We start from the raw sequence: 18,453 nt of genomic DNA on the forward strand, positions 1-18,453 counted from the left end.
CGTGCCCCCGATCCGGGCGACGGTGTCCCCGATCCGGACGCCCCTGCCCCCGCTCCGGGCGACGGTGCCCCCGATCCGGGCGACCCCGCCCCCCGCTCCGGGTCCTACCTGCGGAAGCCGCCCTCGGAGTCGATGACGGTGCCGGTGATCCACTCGGCCTCGTCGGTGGCGAGCCAGGCGATCAGGCGGGCCGGGTCGTCGGGCATGCCCCAGCGCCCGCCGGGGAACATCGCGGCGACCGCGTCGTACACCTCGCCGGTGAGGTAATCCGTGTCCACGGGGCCGGGGTTGACGGTGTTCACGGTCACCGCGAGGTCGGCGAGCGTGGTGGCGAGGGTGCGGGTGGCGGAGGCGAGGGCGCCCTTCTGCAGCGCGTACGCCACCTCGCCGGGCATGCCGCCCGCCATGTCCTGGCCTGAGGTCATCATCACGACGCGCCCGCCGGGGGTGCGCGGCGGCAGCTCGGCCCGCAGCCGGGCGTAGGCCTGGACGAGCAGGACGACGGAGCGGGTGTCGACGGCCCAGTGCCGGTCGAGCATGCCCTGGTCGATGGCTTCGAGCGGGCCGTCGTCGCCACTGAGGGCGTGGTTGGCGACGAGCACGTCGACCCGCCCGCCGAGCGCCTCGACCGCCTCGGCGAGCAGCCGCGCCGGGCCGCCCGTCTCGGTCAAGTCGCCCGGCCCGTGCAGGACTTGGGCCCGCTGCGGATCCGGCGCCGCGTCCCGGACGGAGGCCACGACGTCCTCGGGCCGGTCGGCGCCCCACGGCAGGGCAGCGTCGTGCGGGACATGGTGGTGCAGATAGACGTGCGCGCCGTACGCGACGAGCCGGCGGGCGACGGCGTGCCCGATGCCGCCGCGCCGGCTGGCACCGGTGACGAGGGCGGTACGGCCGCGCAGCGGCAGCGGGTCACGGCGGAGCTGTTCGGGCGTGGGGTGCGGGAGTTGGGGCATGACAGATCATGATGGTGCCGGTACGGGATGGACGCCACCGGAAATCGCCGGGCCCCGGGGGGGGGTGCTGAGGGGCTGCTCAGCAACCGCAGTCCTCCCCCGCGACCGGCGCGGTCAGCGGGTCTGCGGCACGCTGCGGGGCGGGGCCTTCCCAGGTCTCGTACCGGAATCCCTCCCGCACCCAGTACTCGAATCCGCCGAGCATCTCCTTGACCTGGTAGCCGAGTTGGGCGAAGGCGAGGGCCGCGCGGGTGGCGCCGTTGCAGCCGGGACCCCAGCAGTACGTGACGACGGGCACCGCCGGGTCGAGCAACTGCCCGGCCTGCTCGGCGATCTGGGCGGTGGGCAGGTGGAGGGCGCCGGGGATGTGCCCCTGGTCCCAGGACTCGGTGGAGCGGGTGTCGACGAGCACGAAGCCCGGGTCGCCGTCGGCGGCGAGAGCGGCGGCGACGTCGGAGACATCGGCGTGGAAGGCGAGGGACGCCGCGAAGTAGGCGGCGGCAGCGGACGGGGAGGCGGGCGGGACCCGCAGCACGGGGCTGGTGGCGGAAGCGGCGAGGGTGGGGCTGACCTGTGTGTTCATGCCTGAAAATCTAATCCCGCCGAAGATCACGGTGAAGAGACGATCCCCGGCACCTCCCTTGTCCCGCCGGTGATTTCCCTGCTACTTCTCGCGTATGACCGCGCATTCCCCGGACGCCCCGCAGACGTATCCCTACCACCCGGACGCCACCGACCGGCGCATCCTCGACGTCCTCCAGCGCGAGGGCCGCGCCAGCTACGCGGAGCTGGCCCGCGCCGTGGCCATGTCGGCCAGCGCCGTCACGGAGCGGGTGCGGCGGATGGAGGAGGCCGGGGTGATCCAGGGGTATGCGGCGGTGGTGGACCCCGAGCGGCTCGGCCTGCCGATCCTGGCGTTCGTGCGGCTGCGCTATCCGCACGGCAACTACAAGCCGTTCCACGATCTGGTCGAGGCGACGCCGGAGATCCTGGAGGCGCACCACGTCACCGGCGACGACTGCTTCGTCCTCAAGGTCTCGGCCCGCTCGATGCGGCACCTGGAGGAGATCTCGGGCAAGGTCGGCGCGCTCGGCTCGGTCACCACGAGCGTCGTCTACTCCTCACCGCTGCCCCGCCGCCCGCTCGGCACCTGAGCGCGGGGGCCCTGGCCCGGTGGGCGTCCCGGTCCGCGATGAGTTCTCTCGCCGCGGGCGGTCTGTACCTACATGACCACGGAAGACACCACCCTCAGCACGCACCACCTCGACACGGCCGGAGCCCGCCTCGCCTACGACGTGCAGGGCCCGCTGCCCACCGCCGACGGGCGCCCGCCGCTGCTCATGGCGGGCCAGCCCATGGAGGCCTCCGGCTTCAGAGCCCTGGCCTCGTACTTCCCGGACCGGACCGTGGTCACGTACGATCCGCGCGGGCTCGGGCGCAGCAGCCGCGAGGACGGCCGGGTGGACCACGATCCCGCCGTGCAGGCCGGTGATCTGCACGCCCTGATCGAGGAGCTCGGCGCCGGTCCGGTGGAGATGTTCGCGAGCAGCGGCGGCGCGGTGACCGCGCTCGCGCTCGTGGCCGCCCACCCCGATGACGTCACGACGCTCGTCGCGCACGAGCCGCCGCTGCTCGCGCTCCTCCCGGACGCCGAGGCGGCCGGGCGTGCCCGCGCCAGGGTCAGGGACGCCTACGAGAAGAACGGCTGGGGCGCCGGCCTCGCGGCGTTCATCGCGTGGACGTCCTGGCAGGGCGAGTTCACCGACGCGTACTTCGCCCAGCCCGACCCGGACCCGGCCGCGTTCGGCCTGCCCACCGAGGACGACGGTACGCGCGCGGACCCACTGCTCTCCGACCGTTCCTGGGCGGTCAGCGGCTACCGCCCCGACGCGGCGGCGCTCACCGCCGCGCCGACCCGGATCGTGCTCGCGGTGGCCGAGGAGTCCGGCGACGCCCTGACCGGCCGTACGACCCACGCGGCTGCCGGACTGCTCGGCCAGAAGGCGACGGTCTTCCCCAGCCACCACGGCGGCTTCACGGACGAGAGCTCCGGCTTTCCGGGCCGGCCGGAGACGTTCGCGATCAAGCTCTGCGCGATCCTCGAAGCCTCCCGCTGAGCCCGGTTCGGTGCTCGGCGCGTGCCGGGCCTGTGGCCGACCGTCAGCCGAGGTCCGCGACCGGCTCGGCGTCCGGCGCGCCGAAGCCCTGCGCCGTGGCGACGACGGCGAGGACGGCGGTGGCCCGGAGGGTCGACTTCAGCATGGTGATGCTCCGATCTGGAGGAAGAGGGAGGAAGAGGAAGAGGAAGGTGATGTACGTCGATCGTCGCCGCCCCCTCCCGTGCCGGGCATCGTCCTCAAGTCGGGGCCGTATCCGCCGCGCGGCGGAGACGCGTGGGCGACGCGCGCCTCGGCGGCGCGACGCGTCTCAGCCCAACGCGATCCGGGCCGCGACCGGCAGGTGGTCGCTGCCGGTCCGGGGCAGGGTGCGGAGGTCGGCGACGGTCGCCCCGCGCGCCATCACCTGGTCGATCCGGGCGACCGGGAACGCGGCGGGGAAGGTGAACGCCAAGCCGCGCTCCGCGACGTTCAGCCGCGAGGTCAGCGGGTCCAACCCCCGGTCCTCGACCGTGCCGTTGAGGTCGCCGAGCAGGACCACCCGGCTCCGCCGCTCCGCGGCCACGGCCTTCCCGAGCAGCTCGGCGCTCTCGTCCCGCCGGGCCGAGGCGAGGCCGCCCGCCCCCACCCGGACCGACGGCAGGTGGGCGACGTACGCGGCGATGTCCCCGTGCGGAGTCCGCACCACCGCCCGCAGTCCGCGCCGCCAACTCTCCGTGATCCCACGGGGTTTGATGTCCACGAGCCGTGCCCCCGAGAGCGGATGCCGCGACCAGAGCCCGACCGTGCCCCGGACCGCGTGATACGGGTAGTCCGCGGCGAGCGTCCTCTCGTACACGGGCAACGCCGAGGGCACCAGCTCCTGCACGGCGATCAGGTCGGGCTCGGCGTCGGCCAGCGTGCGTGCGGTGCCCGCCGGGTCGCCGTTCTCGTCACTGACGTTGTGCTGCACGACGATCAGATCGCGCGGCCCCGCCTGCGCCTCGGGAAGCAGCAGCCCGCCGAAGAGGTACGTCCAGGCCGCCACCGGCAGCACCAGGGCGGCCAGGGCCAGGGCGGACCGGCGCACGAGCGCGATCCCGAACAGCACCACGACGACGAGCCCGAGCCACGGCAGGAACGACTCAAGGAGACTCCCCGACCGCACACCGGAGTTGGGCACCCACCGGTGCCCCAGGAGCAACACGGCCACCAGCACGGCGAGCCCGGCAAGCCACCCCCCGCGCCGCGCCGGAGCCGTCCCCCCGTTACCCACCCACGCCCCGCACCCGCACCCGCGACCCCGCCCGCCCCTTCACCACTTCCAGCTGGGCGTGCACCCGTCGTCGCAGGTCAGCGACGTGGCTGACGATGCCGACGGTGCGATCCCGCTCCCGCAACGAGTCCAGGACGTCCAGGACCTCGTCCAAGGTCTGGTCGTCGAGGCTGCCGAAGCCCTCGTCGATGAAGAGGGTGTCGAGGCGTACGCCGCCCGCCTCCTCGGTGACGACGTCGGCGAGGCCGAGGGCGAGGGCCAGGGAGGCGAAGAAGGTCTCGCCGCCGGAGAGGGTCGCCGTGTCGCGTTCGCTGCCGGTCCAGGCGTCCACCACGTGCAGGCCGAGCCCGGAGCGGCCGCGGCCCGCGCGGTCGTCGGAGTGGACGAGGGTGTAGCGGCCGGACGACATGCGCTGCAGGCGGGCCGTCGCGGCGGCGGCGACCTGTTCGAGGCGGGCGGCCAGGACGTACGACTCCAGGCGCATCTTGCGTTCGTTCTCCGCCGACGTGCCCGCCGTGAGGCCTGCGAGCCGGGCGACGCGGTCGAACTCGGTGCGCAGCGGCCCCAGTTGGCGTGCTTCGGTGGCCGACTGGCGGGAGAGGCGGTCGAGTTCGGCGCAGCGGTGGTCGGCGGCGGCGCGTGTCGTCACGGCGGTGCGGAGACGGCGGTCGGCCGCCTCCGCCGTGGCCTGCGCGGTGGCCGGGTCGGCGGGCGGCAGCCGGTCGGCGGCGGCCGTCTCGGGCTCGGCGAGGACCGCGCGCACGGCGGCCTCCTCCTGCCGGCGGGCGTCGATGCGGTGCTGGAGTTCGCGGTACGCGGCGTCGTCGAGCGCGGCGTCGGCGGCGTCCTGCGGGGTGGCGAAACCGGCGCGGTAGGCGGCGTCGGCGAGGCGGGCGTCGGCGTCCTTGAGGCGGCGGGCGGCGTCCTCGGCGGCGCGTACGGCGTCGGCCGCGTCGGTGAGCAGGGCCGCCTGCCGTTCCAGTTGCGCGGCGCGCTGGGCGACGCTCGGGGCGCCGCCCCTGGCCTGCGCCAAGTCCTCCTCCAGGGTGGCCTGTTCGCGGTCGAGGGACTCGCGCAGGGAGCTGCGGGACGCGGCGCGGGTGGCGGCCTGCTGGCGTTGGGCGAGCCGCCGCTCGTGCTCGGCCTCGGCGCGGGCGAGCGCCTCCCGGGCGCCGTGCAGGCCGAGCGCGAGCTGCCGGGCCTCGGCGTGTCGGCGCGTCAACTCCTCAGCGGTGTCGGCGAGTTCACGTGCGGGCCCGTCCCCGGCGGCGGCGGTCTGCGCGGCGAGGGCCTCGCGTACGTCGGCGAGGGCGCGCTCGGCCTCGGCGCTTCGCTCGTCGGCCTGCCGGTACGCGGCGAGCGCGGCCTCCTCGGCCTGGCGTCCGACGTGGCCCTCGACGGTGCGGGCGGGCTCCGGGTGCTCGGTGGCGCCGCAGACGGAGCAGGGCTCGCCGGGGGTGAGGCCCTGGGCGAGTTCGGCGGCGATGCCCTGGAGGCGGCGCTCCTTGAGGTGCAGCCAGTGCTCGTGCGCCGCACCGGCCGCCTCGCGGGCGGCCAGGGCCTGCTCCTTGGTCTGGCCCGCCTGGGCGTCGAGCCGGTCGCGGCGGTCGGCGGCGGCGGCGCGCTCGCGGGCGGGTGCGAGCTGACCGGCGAGGTGTTCGGCGCGGGTCGCGGCGTCCTGGGCGTGCTCGATCCGCTCCTGGAGCGTGCGGCGGCTCGTCTCCCAGCCGTCGAGCCAGGCGGCGGCCTCGTGCAGGGCCTCCGTGTCCGCGCGTTCCTGCCGGTCGGCCTCGGCGCGGCGCTCGGCGAGCTGGGCGATCCGCTGTTCGGCGCGGCGGGCGGATTCGAGGCCGCCGAGCTCCTCAAGTGCCTTGCGGGCGGCGGTGGTCAGGCCGGAGGCGGAGGCTCCGTCGAAGGCGTCGGGAAGCCGCGACCGCGCGCCCGCCTCCGCCCGGCGTGCGCTCTGGTGCTCGGCGTCGGTCTCGGCGCGCAGGGCGAGCGCGGGCGTCACGGCCTCGGCCTTGCGGGCCCGCTCCATCCGCTCCTGCCAGGCCCGCTGCTCCCCGGCGCGCTCGTCGAGCCGTACGGCCCGGGCCCGCGCCTCCGCGTACCGGGCCTGCAGCCGATGGGTCTCTCGTACGGTGTCGAGTGCGGTCTGGGCGTGGGCCTTGGCGGACTCGGCGGCGGTGACGGCGCAGGCGGCGACGGTGAGGCGCTCGCGGGCACCGGCGCGGGCCACGGCCGCCCACTGAGCCAGGGCGGCGGCGAGGCCGGGTTCGCCGGAGGCGATGTCGGGGAGCGGGAGTTCGGCGGCGTCGCCCGCGGCCTGCTGGATGCGGTGGGCGACGGCGATGAGCCGGTCGTCGCCCGCGGTGACCTGGGCCTGGGCGGCGCGGCGCCGCTCGGCGAGGTGGGTCTCGACGGCGGCGAAGCGGCGGGTGTCGAAGAGCCGTCCGAGGAGCTTGCCGCGCGCCTCGGCGTCGGCGCGCAGGAACCGCGCGAAGTCGCCCTGCGGCAACAGGACGACCTGGCAGAACTGTTCGCGGCTCATGCCGAGCAGCGACTCGATCTCGTGGCCGATCTCCTGGTGGGAGCGGCTGAGGTCCTTCCAGGTCCCGGTCTCGGCGTCGTACTCGCGCAGCCAGGACTGGGCCTTCTCGGTGGTGGTGCCGGTGCCGCGCTTCTTCGGGCGCTCCCAGGGCGGCTGCCGGGTGACCTCGATACGGCGTCCGGCGACGGTGAGGTCGAGACACACCTCGGTGCGTACGGCCGGGGCCGCGTGGTCGGAGCGCAGGGTGCCGCCGGGGGTCTGGCGGGCGCCGGGCACGGCGTTGTAGAGGGCGAAGCAGACGGCGTCGAGGACGGAGGTCTTGCCGGCGCCGGTCGCGCCGTGCAGCAGGAAGAGGCCGGCGCTGCCGAGCTCGTCGAAGTCGACCTCCTGGCGTCCGCCGAAGGGCCCGAAGGCCGTGACCGTGAGGTGGTGCAGCCTCACCGGGCGACCTCCTTCACCACGTCGGAGACGCGTACGTCGTCGAACGCGGCCTGCAGCACGGCCCGTTCGGCCTCGTCCGGCCCGGCGCCGCGGACATGGGCGACGAAGTCCTCGGCGATCTCCCGGCCCTCGCGGCCCGCCAGGCGCTGCGCGTACGAGACGACCGGATCGCCGTCGGGCCTGCGCGGGGCGAAGGCGAGGCTGAGGGTGTGCGGGAAGCGGGCGCAGAGCCGGGCCATGGGTTCCTGCGGCCGCACGGCGTCGGTGAGGGTGGCCTCCACCCAGGCGTCCTCGTACCGCTCCAACTCCGGTTCGGCGAGCAGCACTTCGAGTTCGCCCTCGATCCGGGCGAGGCGGCGCGGCACCGGGCAGTCGATCCGCTCGGCGGCGATCTCCCCGGCGGGCCCGAGGTCGACGATCCACATGGTCTTGCGGTGGTGCTGCTCGGAGAAGGAGTACGCGAGCGGGGAGCCGGAGTAGCGGACGCGCTCGGAGACGGTCTGGCAGCCGTGGAGGTGGCCGAGTGCGGCGTAGTCGACGCCGTCGAAGACGGCGGCCGGCACGGACTCGACGCCGCCGACGGTGATGTCCCGTTCGCTGTCGCTGGGTTCGCCGCCGGTGACGAAGGCGTGCGCGAGGACGACGGAGCGGGTGCCGGGCGGGCGCTCCGCCAGATCGGCCCGTACGCGGTCCATGGCGGCACCGATGACGGACTCGTGGGCGGCCTTCTTCACCTTGAACTCGTCCTTGACCAGGGCGGGTTCGAGGTACGGCAGGCCGTAGAAGGCGACGTCGCCGTGCTCGTCGGAGAGCACCACGGGCTCGTGGCAGGCGGCGGGGGCGGTCCGCAGGTGAATGCCCGCGCGCCCGATCAACCCGGCCCCGACGCCGAGCCGCCGGGCGGAGTCGTGGTTGCCGGAGATCATCACGGTCGGCACACCGAGTTCCGCGAGCCGGTGCAGCGCGTCGTCGAAGAGCTCGACGGCGGCGAGCGGCGGCACGGCCCGGTCGTACACATCGCCGGAGACGAGCACCGCGTCGACCTGCTCGGCGCGCACGGTGGCGACGAGATGGTCGATGAACGCGCGCTGGGCGTCGAGCAGATTCACGCGATGGAACGCCCGCCCCAGGTGCCAGTCCGACGTGTGAAGGAGCCTCATGATCCCCGAGGGTATCGGCCGGTCGGTGCTGCTTCTGCCGGTTTCGGGGCGTGCGGACGTCCCACGTGACGACGGTCACCGCCCGCCCGGTCGCCCTCGCTTCTCTTTCCCCTCCCCGCCCCTTCCCGAAAGTCCTGCGGACAGCTCCTGGGGGCCAGCCCCCAGACCCCCGCTCCTCAAACGCCGGAGGGGCTGAATTTGGCGGGGCGGGGCGGGGTTTTTAGGGGCGCGGGGAACTGCGCATCCTTTAGGGGCGCGGGGCTGTGACATCAGCGGCTCCGCCGCGGGGCGCGACCAGCCACGACGGCGCGGCAGCCGAACGACGGGCAAGGAAAGCCCCTCCGGCGATTGAGGAGCGGGGGGCCGGGGGCGGAGCCCCCTGGGGGAGGAGGGGGCGGTGCGCACATAGGCTGGCGGAATGCAGGACGAGTACCGCACCGTAGCCCGCGAGGGCATGCACGAGACCGAGGTCAACCGCTCCCGCTTCCTGTGCGCGCTCGCGCCGGCGGCGTCGGAGGAGGAGGCCCAGGCGTTCATCGCGCGCGTCCGCAAGGAGCACCCGGGCGCCAACCACAACTGCTGGGCGTACGTGATCGGCGCCGACGCCTCCGTACAGAAGGCGAGCGATGACGGGGAGCCCGGGGGCACGGCGGGCGTGCCGATGCTGCAGATGCTGACGCGGCGGGACATGCGGTACGTCGTCGCGGTCGTCACGCGCTACTTCGGCGGTGTGAAGCTCGGCGCGGGCGGCCTGATCCGGGCGTACGGCGGGGCGGTCGGCGAGGCCCTGGACGCGCTCGGCACGATCACGCGGCGCCGGTTCCGGCTCGCCACGGTGACGGTGGACCACCAGCGCGCGGGCAAGGTGCAGAACGATCTGCGGTCCACGGGGCGCGAGGTGCGGGACGTGCGCTACGGCGAGGCGGTGACGATCGAGATCGGCCTGCCGGACGCGGACGTCGAGGCCTTCCGCGGCTGGCTCGCGGACGTGACGGCGGGCACGGCGGAGCTTCGGCTCGGCGGGGAGGCGTACGGGGACGCGTGACGGCCCGACCGCCCCGGGCCGCTCACTCCTCGTCCGGCAGGGCCTCGTCGACCTCCGCGACCCAGCCGTACGGCAGCTCGTCGCCGTCGACGGTCGCGGCCTCGACGGTGCGGGTCGCCGGGTCGATGTCCACGTGCACGCCCTCGCCCGCGTACCGGGGGAATCCGCTCGCGCCGGTCTCGCCGGTGCGCACGACGGTGGCCGAGCGCAGCGCGGTGCCGTGGTCGGGATGGCCTTCGGCGTCGGTGAGCTGGGGCTTCAGGACGACAATGAACCGCTCCGGGATCGCGCTCATGCCCCGAGGCTAAGGCGCGCGCCCGCGCCCCGCCTCCCGTCGACCGGGCCCCAGGCGTGTCCGTCAAGTCCTACACCGCTGAATCGGACGCCCCACGCTCGCCGCCCTGTTCGAGCTGTGCGAGCGTCGAAGGCACGGCCCGCCTGCTCCCCTCGGGATGCCGGGCCTCCGGCGTACCGGTTCCAGTGAGCGGAGGGCCCATGCGCACCATGCCTCGCGGCTACTCGATCGACCTCGGCAGCGCGATGCTGCGGATCCTCGCCCGCAACGGGGAGCGGATCCTGCACATGCCGACGGTCGCCGCGCTCGACTTCGAGGGCCGAATACGCGCCCGGGGCAGCCGCGCCGTGGAGATCCAGAGCAGCCGTCCGGACATGCTGCACCTGGTCCGGCCGGTGCTGCAGCGGTCCGTCGCCGACCCGCTGGTCGCCGCGTATCTGCTGCGCGCCGCGCTGCGGGAGGTCTCGGGCGACGCCAAGGCCAAGCACTTCGCCACCGCGACGCTGTGCGTGCCGGACCGGATGGGCGAGCTACAGGCCGAGGCCCTGCTTGTGGCGTGCGAGACGGCGGGGCTGCGGCGGGTCCGCCTGGTCGCCAAGTCCCTTGCCTGCGCGGTCGGTTCGGGGGTTCCGCTGGCCGAGCCCGCGGGCGCGCTCGTCGTCGACGTCGGCGCCGAGCGCAGCTCCGCCGCGCTGCTGTCCTGCGGTGACGTGATAGCGACGAGCAGCTTCCCGGTCGGCGGCCTGGACGTCGACGAGGGTCTCGTACGGCTCCTCCGGCACCGGCACGGGCTGATCATCTCCCCGACCGAGGCGGAGCGCACCAAGGTCCGGATCGGCACGGCCGAGGCCGACAGCCTTCCGGTACGCGGCCACGACCTGCTCCGCGGCCTGCCCGACACCCGCACGGTCCCGGTGGCGGACCTGGTCCGGGTCCCCCTCGCCACGTACGACACCCTGGCGAAGCATGTGCTCGCCCTGCTGTCGGACAGTCCGCCGAAGCTGGTGGAGGACGTGCACGACCGGGGCCTCGTCCTGTGCGGCGAGGGCGCCCGCATGCGCGGCCTCGCCGAACGCCTCCGCGACCGCCTCAGCCTGCCGGTCCACGTTCCGGACCAGCCGGGGGACGTGGGGGTCCTCGGGGCCTGGGACGTGGTGGAGGTCTAACGGCCGGGCAAGGGGCTACTCCCCCGTCGCCCCGTCGATGCGCTCGCGCAGCAGATCGGCGTGGCCGTTGTGCCGGGCGTACTCCTCGATCATGTGCGTGAGGACGTACCGCAGGGTGTACTCCTCGCCGTGTGCCGTGCCGGTCACGTCGAGCGAGGTGGCCGAGGCGGTGAACTCCCTTGCGTACGCGCACTCTTCCCGCCACGCCGCGAAGGCCTCGCCGGGGTCGGCTTCGGCCACGTCGAACTCGGCGAACTCACCCGGCCGCGCGCCCGGCCAGCGCGTCGTGGTCGACTGCCCGGCGAGGACGTTGCGGAACCAGCTCCGCTCGACCTCGGCCGCGTGCCGGACCAGGCCGAGCAGGGTGAGCGCGGAGGGTTCGACGGCCCGCGTGCGCAGTTGCCCGGCGGTGAGACCCGCGCACTTGCGCTCGAGGATCGCCCGCTGGTCGTCGAGAAAGCGGCTGAGCGAGGCGCGCTCGTCCGCCTCGGTCCGCAGGGGCCGGGTGTCGTTCCGCTGAGTCATCCGGCCATCCTGCCAACGACGGCCGCGGGAATGCCCGCCGGGTCACGGCTGTTGGCGTGGACGGAGCTGCCGACTCGGCAGTGCGGCGAACCGACGGAGGCCGAAGCATGTACGCGGACCAGGCGACCATCCGCAGGATTCTCACGGAGACCGGGGACACCTGGGCGGTCGTCGGCCTCTCCGGCAATCAGGCGCGTGCCGCGTACGGGGTCGCCGAGGTCCTGCAGCGCTTCGGGAAGCGGATCGTCCCCATCCATCCGAAGGCGGAGACGGTGCACGGCGAGCAGGGGTACGCCTCGCTCGCGGACGTCCCCTTCCCGGTGGACGTGGTCGATGTCTTCGTCAACAGCTCGCTGGCCGGTCAGGTGGCCGACGAGGCGGTCGCGGCGGGCACCCGGGCGGTCTGGTTCCAGCTGGGCGTGATCGACGAGGCGGCGTACGAACGGACGCGCGCTGCGGGCCTGGACATGGTGATGGACCGGTGCCCGGCGATCGAGATACCCCGCCTGGGCTGAGCCCGGCGCCCCACGCGGAGCGCGCCGCTCAGCCCGCCGCCACCCCGAGCCCCTCGATGACGACCGCACCGGGCAGCTCCGCGAAGGCCTTGCCCGGCACGATCAGCTTGCCGCGCCTGCGGCCGCTGCCGACCAGGACGTACGGGACGTCGAGGACGGCCGCGTCCACGAGGACCGGCCACTCCTCGGGCAGCCCGATCGGCGTGATGCCGCCGTACTCCATGCCGGTCTCGCCGGTCGCCGTGTCCATCGGGGCGAACGAGGCCTTGCGGGCGCCGAGTTGGCGGCGGACCACGCCGTTGACGTCCACGCGCGCGCCGGACAGGACCAGGCAGGCCGCGAGGCTGCTCTCGCCGCCGCGCTTGCCGGAGACGACCACGCAGTTCGCGGACTGGTCGAGGAGTTCGGGCCCGTAGTGCTCCGCGAAGACCGCCGTGTCGGCGATCTCCGGGTCCGTGTCCACGTACACGAACTGCTCGGCGGGGACGCTGCCGCGCCAGTGGCGTACGGCGTTCGCGACGGGTGTGGTCAGCTCGTCCAGGCACTCGGGGGCGGGACGGGCGTTGTCGAAGGAGCCGAGGGGAGCGCGCATGGACAGAACGTAACAGCGCCCCCCAGGTCGGAGCCGGGCCGTCTCACTCAGCGGGCGCCCCGGCAAGCCCCTCAGGTGGCCGGCGGGATGGACACCGCCATCGTCATCTCCACCGGCACGTCACCGTCGTTGTGGTAGCCGTGCGGGACGTTCGACTCGAAGGTGGCCGAGCACCCGGCCGGTACGGAGTGGTCGACCCCGTCCACCCGCAGGGTGAGGTCGCCCGCCGAGACGTGCACCAGCTCGACCGTGCCGCGCGGGTGCGGATCGGACTCGCTGCTCTCGCCGGGCATGATCCGCCAGGACCAGAGTTCGAGCGGGCCGCGTTTCTCCGTGCCGACGAGGAGTTTGGTCCAACTCCCGGCCTCCGTCGACCACATGCGCACGATCTGCTCCTCGGGCACGATGCGGACGTGCCCGCCCTGCTCGTAGTCGAGGAGCGTGGTGATGCTGACGCCGAGCGCGTCGGCGAGCTTGACCGTCGTCCCCACGCTGGGGTTCGTCCGCGCCTGCTCGATCTGGATGATCATGCCGCGGCTGACCCCTGAGCGGGCCGCGAGGGCGTCGAGCGTGAAGCCGCGCTCGCCGCGCCAGCGCTTCAGATTGCGGGCGAGCGACTGGGTGAGCTGATCGAGGTCCGACACGTCCCGTCCATGGTCGAGTCTGCGGGCAGAAACCGGCGCCACCACGCGCAGTCGCATATTCTGGATGACAGAGTTCAATCCATTGAACTACGGTGTGGTGCACCAAACGTCCAGCACACTGTACTGCGAGGTCGCCGCATGTCCGCACTCTTCGCCCTGGCCACCAGCCTCCTCTGGGGGCTCGCCGACTTCGGCGGAGGGCTGCTCACACGACGTATCCCGGCCCTGACGGTCGTGGTCGTCTCGCAGTGCGTCGCGGTGGTCGTGCTCGGCGCGATCGTCGTCGCGACCGGCGCGTGGAGCGAGTGGGGCCCGCAGCTGTGGTTCGCGGTCGCCGCCGGTGCCGTCGGCCCGGTCGCGATGCTCGCCTTCTACCGGGCCCTCGCCCTCGGCCCGATGGGCGTGGTCTCCCCGCTCGGCTCGATCGGCGTGCTCGTCCCGGTCGGCGTCGGCCTGCTCCTCGGCGAACGGCCGGGACTCCTGCAGTACGGCGGGATCGCGGTCGCCGTCGTCGGCGTACTCCTCGCGGGCGGGCCGGAGTTGCGGGGTGCGCCGGTGCAGCGGCAGGCCATTCTGCTCACCTTCGTCGCGGCGTTCGGGTTCGGCGCCGTGATGGCCCTGATCGCGGAGGCCTCGACGACGGTCACCGGGCTGTTCCTCGCGCTCTTCGTGCAGCGCGTGACCAACGTCGTGGCGGGCGGCTCGGCCCTCTGGCTCTCGGTGCGGCGCGGGGCGCGGGCCCTGCCGGAGGAGGGCGGTTTCCGGGTGGTGTGGGCGGCGCTGCCCGCACTCGCGTTCGTGGGTCTCGCCGATGTGGCGGCCAACGGTACGTACGCGATGGCCGCGCGGACCGGACCCGTCACCGTCGCCGCCGTACTCGCCTCGCTCTACCCGGTGGTGACGGCGCTCGCCGCCCGCGGAGTGCTCAAGGAGCAACTGCGTACCGTCCAGGCCGCGGGCGCGGGACTCGCCCTCCTCGGGACCGTTCTCCTGGCCGGGGGCTAGCCCTGGGGCTGCTGTTCTCCTGGCCGGGGGCTAGCCCTGGGGCTGCTGTCCGGCCGCCGGGCTGTTCTCGGCGGCCTTCAGGTGCTCCGCCAACTCGGCGAGCGCGCGCAGCTCTTCGGGGGTGACGCCCTCCGGGATCGGCACCGGCGCCGGGGTGCGCAACGGCGGCTGCCAGCCCTGCTCGGCGTCCCAGGTCCGCACCACCCGCGCGGGCGCCCCGGCCACCACCGCGTGGTCGGGCACCTCGCCCCGTACGACGGAACCGGCCGCCACCACCACGTTCCGGCCGATGCGCGCGCCCGGCAGGATCACGGCGTTGGTGCCGATCCAGCAGCCGGGGCCGATCTCCACCGGCTCCATCCGCGGCCACTGCTTGCCGACCGGGGTGGTCGGGTCGTCGTAACTGTGGTTCGTGGACGTGACGTAGACGTGCGGGCCGAAGTAGCAGTCGTCGCCGATCGTCACCGAGGTGTCGGCGATGACATGGCTGCCGCGGCCCAGGACCACACCGTCGCCGATACACAGGATCGGCTCGGGCCCGAGGTCCAGGTCCGGCATCAGGCCCGCCGTCAGCGTGACCTGCTCGCCGATGACGCAGTGCGCGCCGAGCCGGATCCACGGTTCGCCGAAGACGGTGCCCTGCGGGAACGCCAGCCTGGTCCCCGTACCGATCGCGCCGAAGCGCAGCCGCCCCGGGCGGGCCTCCGTGACCGCGCCGGCGCCCTGCACCCAGCGCCAGCCGGCGTGCACGGCGCGCGTGACGGCGCGGCGGCGCCAGGCGGCGAGAGCACTGCCCGGCCCGCCCGTCCGGCTGCCCGTCCTCCTGCCCGTCCGCCTGCCCGCGAATGAGAACGCGTTCTTGTTCTTCGGCACCCGCTCACCGTACTCAGCGCCGCGGCGGCCGACAGGCCCGTGAGCTGTGATCTTCACCCCACCCGGCGCGCACGGCCCGAGGGCCGTGACTTACGGTTCCGGAAAGGACATGGGCGCGACGGACACGAACGACAACCAGGAGACGCAATGGCAGAGCGGGCGTTGATCGCAGGCGTCGGCGGCGCGGAACCCGAGGTGGACGAGACGGCCTTCGCCGCGCCCACCTCCGTCGTCATCGGCGACGTGACCCTGAAGGCGGGGGCCAGCGTCTGGTACCACGCGGTGCTGCGCGCCGACTGCGGCCCGATCGTCCTCGGCGCCGACAGCAACATCCAGGACAACTGCACCGTGCACGTCGACCCGGGCTTCCCGGTGACCATCGGCGACCGGGTCTCGGTGGGCCACAACGCCACGGTGCACGGCTGCACGGTCGAGGACGACTGCCTCATCGGCATGGGCGCGACCGTCCTCAACGGCGCGGTGATCGGCGCCGGTTCACTCGTCGCGGCGCAGGCGCTCGTACCGCAGGGACTTCAGGTGCCGCCGGGTTCGCTGGTCGCGGGCGTACCGGCGAAGGTGAGGCGCCCGCTGACCGACGAGGAGCGCGAGGGCATCAAGCTGAACGCGGCGATGTACACGGAGCTGGCGAAGACGCACGCGGCCGCGCACGGCGAGTAGGGCTCACGTGGTCCGCTGCGGTGCCGTCGACGGCGGCACCGCAGATCGCCCTCCGGGCTCGTCCTCACTCTCCCCCGGCCTCCGGCCGGGAGGTGCCCCCAGACAGGCTCCTTTTTGGCGCCGCTTCAGCACCAGCATCGAGATCACCCCGAAGGCCACCGCGAGCACCAGCCCCAGCCAGGAGAACCGCTTCAGCCACGCCTCGGCGACCACACCCACGTAGTAGATGACGGCCGTCGTGCCGCCCGCCCACACGATGCCGCCGAGCACGTTGGCGGTGGCGAACTTCCAGTACGGCATGCGCAGTACGCCCGCGAGCGGGCCCGCGAAGATCCGCAGGAGCGCGACGAAGCGGCCGAAGAACACCGCCCACATGCCCCACTTCTCGAAGGACCGCTCGGCGGAGGCGACGTTCGCCTCGCTGAAGTGCTTGGGGAACCTGCGGCCGAGCCGGGCCAGCAGCGGGCGCCCGCCCTTGCGGCCGATGGCGTACCCGATGGAGTCGCCGACGATGGCGCCGCCGGTCGCGCAGGCGCCGAGCACCACGGGGTCGATCCCGCCGCTCTGCGAGGCGAGCAGGGCCGAGCTGACGAGGATGATCTCGCCGGGGAGCGGGATGCCGAGGCTCTCCAGACCGATGACCACCCCCACCAGGATGTAGATGCTGACCGCGGGAACGGTCTCGAGCCACTCCTGGACGTGCAACGCCGGTCCTCCGAACTTCCCTGGTGCCACTGCGCGTGTGCGCTCCCCCGGGCGCACGCGGCGCAGCCTACTGGATCACGCAGGACGGCCCCGCTCCCCTGCCTGCGGCGTGGGGGCGGGGCCTTGGCAGGTGCGGCTCAGCTGTTGGGGCGCAGCGTCCAGACGACCGTCATCTCGGTGGTCACGGCGCCGTCCTCACGGGTGACGGCTACGGCCACGGGGAACTCGGGCCGCTTGCCCTCGTCCAGCTCCGCGAGCACGTCGGCGATCGGGCGGCCGAGGGTCGCGGTGGCGGTGACGCGGCCCGTGGCGATCTTCTTGAACGCGATGTCGGCTGTGACCGGCAGCGGCACGGCACGCGACAGCTGGTCCGCGAACGCGGCGAGGACGATGGCGCCGCTGGCCGACTCCCCGAGCGTGAAGATCGCGCCGGCGTGCGGGCCGCCGACGTGGTTGCGGTAGTCGGGGTCGTCGGGCAGGTGGAGGACGGCCCGCTCGGGCGTGGTCTCGGCGTACTCCAGGTTCAGGGTCCGGACCATCGGGACGGTGGCGGCGAGCATCTCGCCGATGGACATCTGGTCAGCGCTCATGACCCCGGATGTTACCCGTGGGTATCTTCTGCGGCCGGGGACGCCCCGGTGACGTACGTCACGCAGCCCTGAACCGACCCGGACCGGTACCCATATGCGCAGGTCACCCCCTTTGCCCGAGCCCTCGGGCGGCCCGCAGGTCACAATTGGGGGCGCGCGTGGCAGGCGGGCCCGCGGCACCTCTATCGTTACGGGCCATGTGGCCAGGACAGCAGCCGCCCGGGGGCGAGCAGAACCCGCAGGACCCTGATCAGCAGCAGTACCAGCAGCCGGGGTACCCGCAGTCGGGACAACAGCAGCCCAACCCGTACGCGCAGCCGGGCTATCCGCAGCAGGCCACGCCTCCCGCGGGGGCGCCGATGCAGCCGGGCACTCCGCCCCCGCCGCCCGGTGCGCCCATGCAGCCCGGCACACCGCCGCCCGGCGCGTACCAGCAGCAGGGCGACTACCAGCAGCAGGGCGGACCGCACTGGAACGTGCCGACCACTCCGCTCGGTGCGCCCCAACCCCCTGGCGGCGGCCGGAACAAGACGACCGTCACGGCGATCGTCGCGGCGACCGCGGTCGTGATCGCCGCCGGCGTGACGGGCTTCCTGGTCCTCGGCGGCAAGGACGAGAACACCAAGGACGAGTCCAAGGGCAGCGAGAAGAAGCCCACGTCCTCCGCCCCGGCCACGCCCAGCGAGGAGCCCTCGCCCACGGAGGAGGGCCGCGGCAACGGTCCGTCGGTCGAGCCGGTCATCGACGGCTGGCAGGTCGTGGTCAACCCCAAGCGCGGCACGGCCTTCGACGTACCCCCCGGCTGGGTCGTCAAGGAGCCGGACAGCCAGCTGAGTTACATCGACCAGAAGACCGATAAGCCGGTCACCACGATGACGGGCATCACGGAGTACAAGCCCGACTGGTGCCAGTACGACGACGACAACGACGGCGAGAAGGACAGCTGGAAGCTGGCCGCCGCGGGCACCAAGGGCGCCAACGGCGCGAAGAACACCGGCGAGGCCGCGCAGAACACCGTCGGCTGGTGGGTCTACGGCCCGTACACGCAGCCCAGCCAGAAGAACATCGGCCTGTCCAAGCCGTCCAAGTACAAGTCGAAGCTCACCGGCCTCGAGGGCAGCATCGCGTACGCCGAGTCGCAGGGCGTGCCGAAGTCCAAGAACCCGTGTGCCACCGAGGGCAAGGCCCTGTCGTTCGCCTTCAAGAACAAGGCCAACGACTTCGTGGTGTGGTCGCTCTTCGGCCCGAAGGACGTGAAGGACGAGCTCAGCGAGGCCACGATCAAGAAGATCCTCAGCTCGGTGCGGCTCGCGGGCATGCCGCGGAGCTGACCTCTTCCGCTG

At 73.6% G+C, this 18,453-nt stretch carries 20 protein-coding genes; 8 read left to right on the forward strand and 12 right to left on the reverse strand.

The features are described 5' to 3' along the window. Positions 1–104: 104 nt before the first annotated feature. Together QIT00_RS07105 and QIT00_RS07110 are read right to left on the reverse strand one after the other, a co-directional pair. Positions 105–953, reverse strand: a complete 849-nt coding sequence (locus QIT00_RS07105; protein WP_282534242.1) for an SDR family oxidoreductase — start codon at positions 951–953, stop codon at positions 105–107. Between the two features lie 79 nt (positions 954–1,032). Continuing rightward, the gene (locus QIT00_RS07110) at positions 1,033–1,536 is read right to left on the reverse strand and encodes a rhodanese-like domain-containing protein (protein WP_282534243.1); all 504 of its coding nucleotides are present in this window, start codon (positions 1,534–1,536) and stop codon (positions 1,033–1,035) included. A 94-nt stretch (positions 1,537–1,630) separates the two neighbouring features. Here QIT00_RS07110 and QIT00_RS07115 point away from each other — a divergent pair, with 94 nt between their 5' ends. Further along, positions 1,631–2,107 carry an Lrp/AsnC family transcriptional regulator gene (locus QIT00_RS07115; protein ID WP_282534244.1) on the forward strand — a complete coding sequence of 159 codons (477 nt, stop codon included), beginning with the start codon at positions 1,631–1,633 and terminating at the stop codon, positions 2,105–2,107. Between the two features lie 72 nt (positions 2,108–2,179). Continuing rightward, positions 2,180–3,070: an alpha/beta fold hydrolase gene (locus QIT00_RS07120; RefSeq protein WP_282534245.1), complete on the forward strand. Its 891-nt coding sequence runs from the start codon at positions 2,180–2,182 to the stop codon at positions 3,068–3,070. 310 nt (positions 3,071–3,380) lie between these two features. Here QIT00_RS07120 and QIT00_RS07125 read toward each other — a convergent pair whose 3' ends face one another. From QIT00_RS07125 to QIT00_RS07135, 3 genes are read right to left on the reverse strand one after another with little or no spacing between them, the layout of a single operon-like run. Continuing rightward, positions 3,381–4,325, reverse strand: coding sequence for an endonuclease/exonuclease/phosphatase family protein (locus QIT00_RS07125; RefSeq protein ID WP_282534246.1), 945 nt, complete (start codon positions 4,323–4,325; stop codon positions 3,381–3,383). Further along, positions 4,318–7,317, reverse strand: a complete 3,000-nt coding sequence (locus QIT00_RS07130; RefSeq protein WP_282534247.1) for an AAA family ATPase — start codon at positions 7,315–7,317, stop codon at positions 4,318–4,320. Before QIT00_RS07130 ends, QIT00_RS07125 begins: the two co-directional genes overlap by 8 nt. Continuing rightward, complete coding sequence (locus QIT00_RS07135; protein WP_282534248.1) at positions 7,314–8,477, reverse strand: exonuclease SbcCD subunit D; 1,164 nt, start codon at positions 8,475–8,477, stop codon at positions 7,314–7,316. The genes QIT00_RS07130 and QIT00_RS07135 overlap by 4 nt, the downstream gene beginning before the upstream one ends. Before the next feature lie 418 nt (positions 8,478–8,895). Between QIT00_RS07135 and QIT00_RS07140 the strand changes: the two genes are divergently transcribed. Further along, positions 8,896–9,522 carry a YigZ family protein gene (locus QIT00_RS07140; protein ID WP_282534249.1) on the forward strand — a complete coding sequence of 209 codons (627 nt, stop codon included), beginning with the start codon at positions 8,896–8,898 and terminating at the stop codon, positions 9,520–9,522. Between the two features lie 22 nt (positions 9,523–9,544). On the opposite strand, the gene QIT00_RS07145 is transcribed toward QIT00_RS07140, so the two are convergent. After that, on the reverse strand, positions 9,545–9,817 hold the full coding sequence (locus tag QIT00_RS07145) for a hypothetical protein (protein WP_282534250.1): 273 nt from the start codon (positions 9,815–9,817) through the stop codon (positions 9,545–9,547). Positions 9,818–10,017: 200 nt separating this feature from the next. Here QIT00_RS07145 and QIT00_RS07150 point away from each other — a divergent pair, with 200 nt between their 5' ends. Further along, positions 10,018–10,983, forward strand: a complete 966-nt coding sequence (locus QIT00_RS07150) for a rod shape-determining protein (RefSeq protein WP_282534251.1) — start codon at positions 10,018–10,020, stop codon at positions 10,981–10,983. A gap of 15 nt (positions 10,984–10,998) precedes the next feature. Here QIT00_RS07150 and QIT00_RS07155 read toward each other — a convergent pair whose 3' ends face one another. Beyond that, positions 10,999–11,508 (reverse strand): DinB family protein, encoded by a 510-nt coding sequence (locus QIT00_RS07155; RefSeq protein WP_282534252.1) that lies wholly within the window; start codon positions 11,506–11,508, stop codon positions 10,999–11,001. A gap of 107 nt (positions 11,509–11,615) precedes the next feature. On the opposite strand from QIT00_RS07155, the gene QIT00_RS07160 reads away from it, so the two are divergent. Beyond that, the gene (locus tag QIT00_RS07160; protein WP_282534253.1) at positions 11,616–12,023 is read left to right on the forward strand and encodes a CoA-binding protein; all 408 of its coding nucleotides are present in this window, start codon (positions 11,616–11,618) and stop codon (positions 12,021–12,023) included. A gap of 28 nt (positions 12,024–12,051) precedes the next feature. On the opposite strand, the gene QIT00_RS07165 is transcribed toward QIT00_RS07160, so the two are convergent. Further along, entirely contained in the window at positions 12,052–12,615 is a 564-nt protein-coding gene (locus tag QIT00_RS07165; RefSeq protein WP_282534254.1) for a YbaK/EbsC family protein, read from the reverse strand. 71 nt (positions 12,616–12,686) lie between these two features. Continuing rightward, complete coding sequence (locus QIT00_RS07170) at positions 12,687–13,259, reverse strand: helix-turn-helix domain-containing protein (RefSeq protein WP_282534255.1); 573 nt, start codon at positions 13,257–13,259, stop codon at positions 12,687–12,689. Positions 13,260–13,397: 138 nt separating this feature from the next. On the opposite strand from QIT00_RS07170, the gene QIT00_RS07175 reads away from it, so the two are divergent. Continuing rightward, the gene (locus QIT00_RS07175; RefSeq protein ID WP_282534256.1) at positions 13,398–14,264 is read left to right on the forward strand and encodes an EamA family transporter; all 867 of its coding nucleotides are present in this window, start codon (positions 13,398–13,400) and stop codon (positions 14,262–14,264) included. 30 nt (positions 14,265–14,294) lie between these two features. Here the strand turns inward: QIT00_RS07175 and QIT00_RS07180 are convergent, their stop codons facing one another. Continuing rightward, on the reverse strand, positions 14,295–15,137 hold the full coding sequence (locus tag QIT00_RS07180; protein ID WP_282534257.1) for an acyltransferase: 843 nt from the start codon (positions 15,135–15,137) through the stop codon (positions 14,295–14,297). Positions 15,138–15,284: 147 nt separating this feature from the next. On the opposite strand from QIT00_RS07180, the gene QIT00_RS07185 reads away from it, so the two are divergent. Next, positions 15,285–15,815 (forward strand): gamma carbonic anhydrase family protein, encoded by a 531-nt coding sequence (locus tag QIT00_RS07185; RefSeq protein WP_282534258.1) that lies wholly within the window; start codon positions 15,285–15,287, stop codon positions 15,813–15,815. A gap of 3 nt (positions 15,816–15,818) precedes the next feature. Here the strand turns inward: QIT00_RS07185 and QIT00_RS07190 are convergent, their stop codons facing one another. Then, a complete protein-coding gene (locus QIT00_RS07190) occupies positions 15,819–16,520 on the reverse strand; it encodes a DedA family protein (RefSeq protein ID WP_282534259.1) in 702 nt (233 codons plus the stop codon). 137 nt (positions 16,521–16,657) lie between these two features. Further along, complete coding sequence (locus tag QIT00_RS07195; protein WP_282534304.1) at positions 16,658–17,095, reverse strand: DUF4442 domain-containing protein; 438 nt, start codon at positions 17,093–17,095, stop codon at positions 16,658–16,660. A gap of 212 nt (positions 17,096–17,307) precedes the next feature. On the opposite strand from QIT00_RS07195, the gene QIT00_RS07200 reads away from it, so the two are divergent. Then, positions 17,308–18,441: a hypothetical protein gene (locus tag QIT00_RS07200; protein ID WP_282534260.1), complete on the forward strand. Its 1,134-nt coding sequence runs from the start codon at positions 17,308–17,310 to the stop codon at positions 18,439–18,441. Positions 18,442–18,453 lie beyond the last annotated feature (12 nt).

Origin of the sequence: Streptomyces luteolus, assembly GCF_029968015.1 — a bacterium.
Classification (GTDB): Bacteria; Actinomycetota; Actinomycetes; order Streptomycetales; family Streptomycetaceae; genus Streptomyces; species Streptomyces luteolus.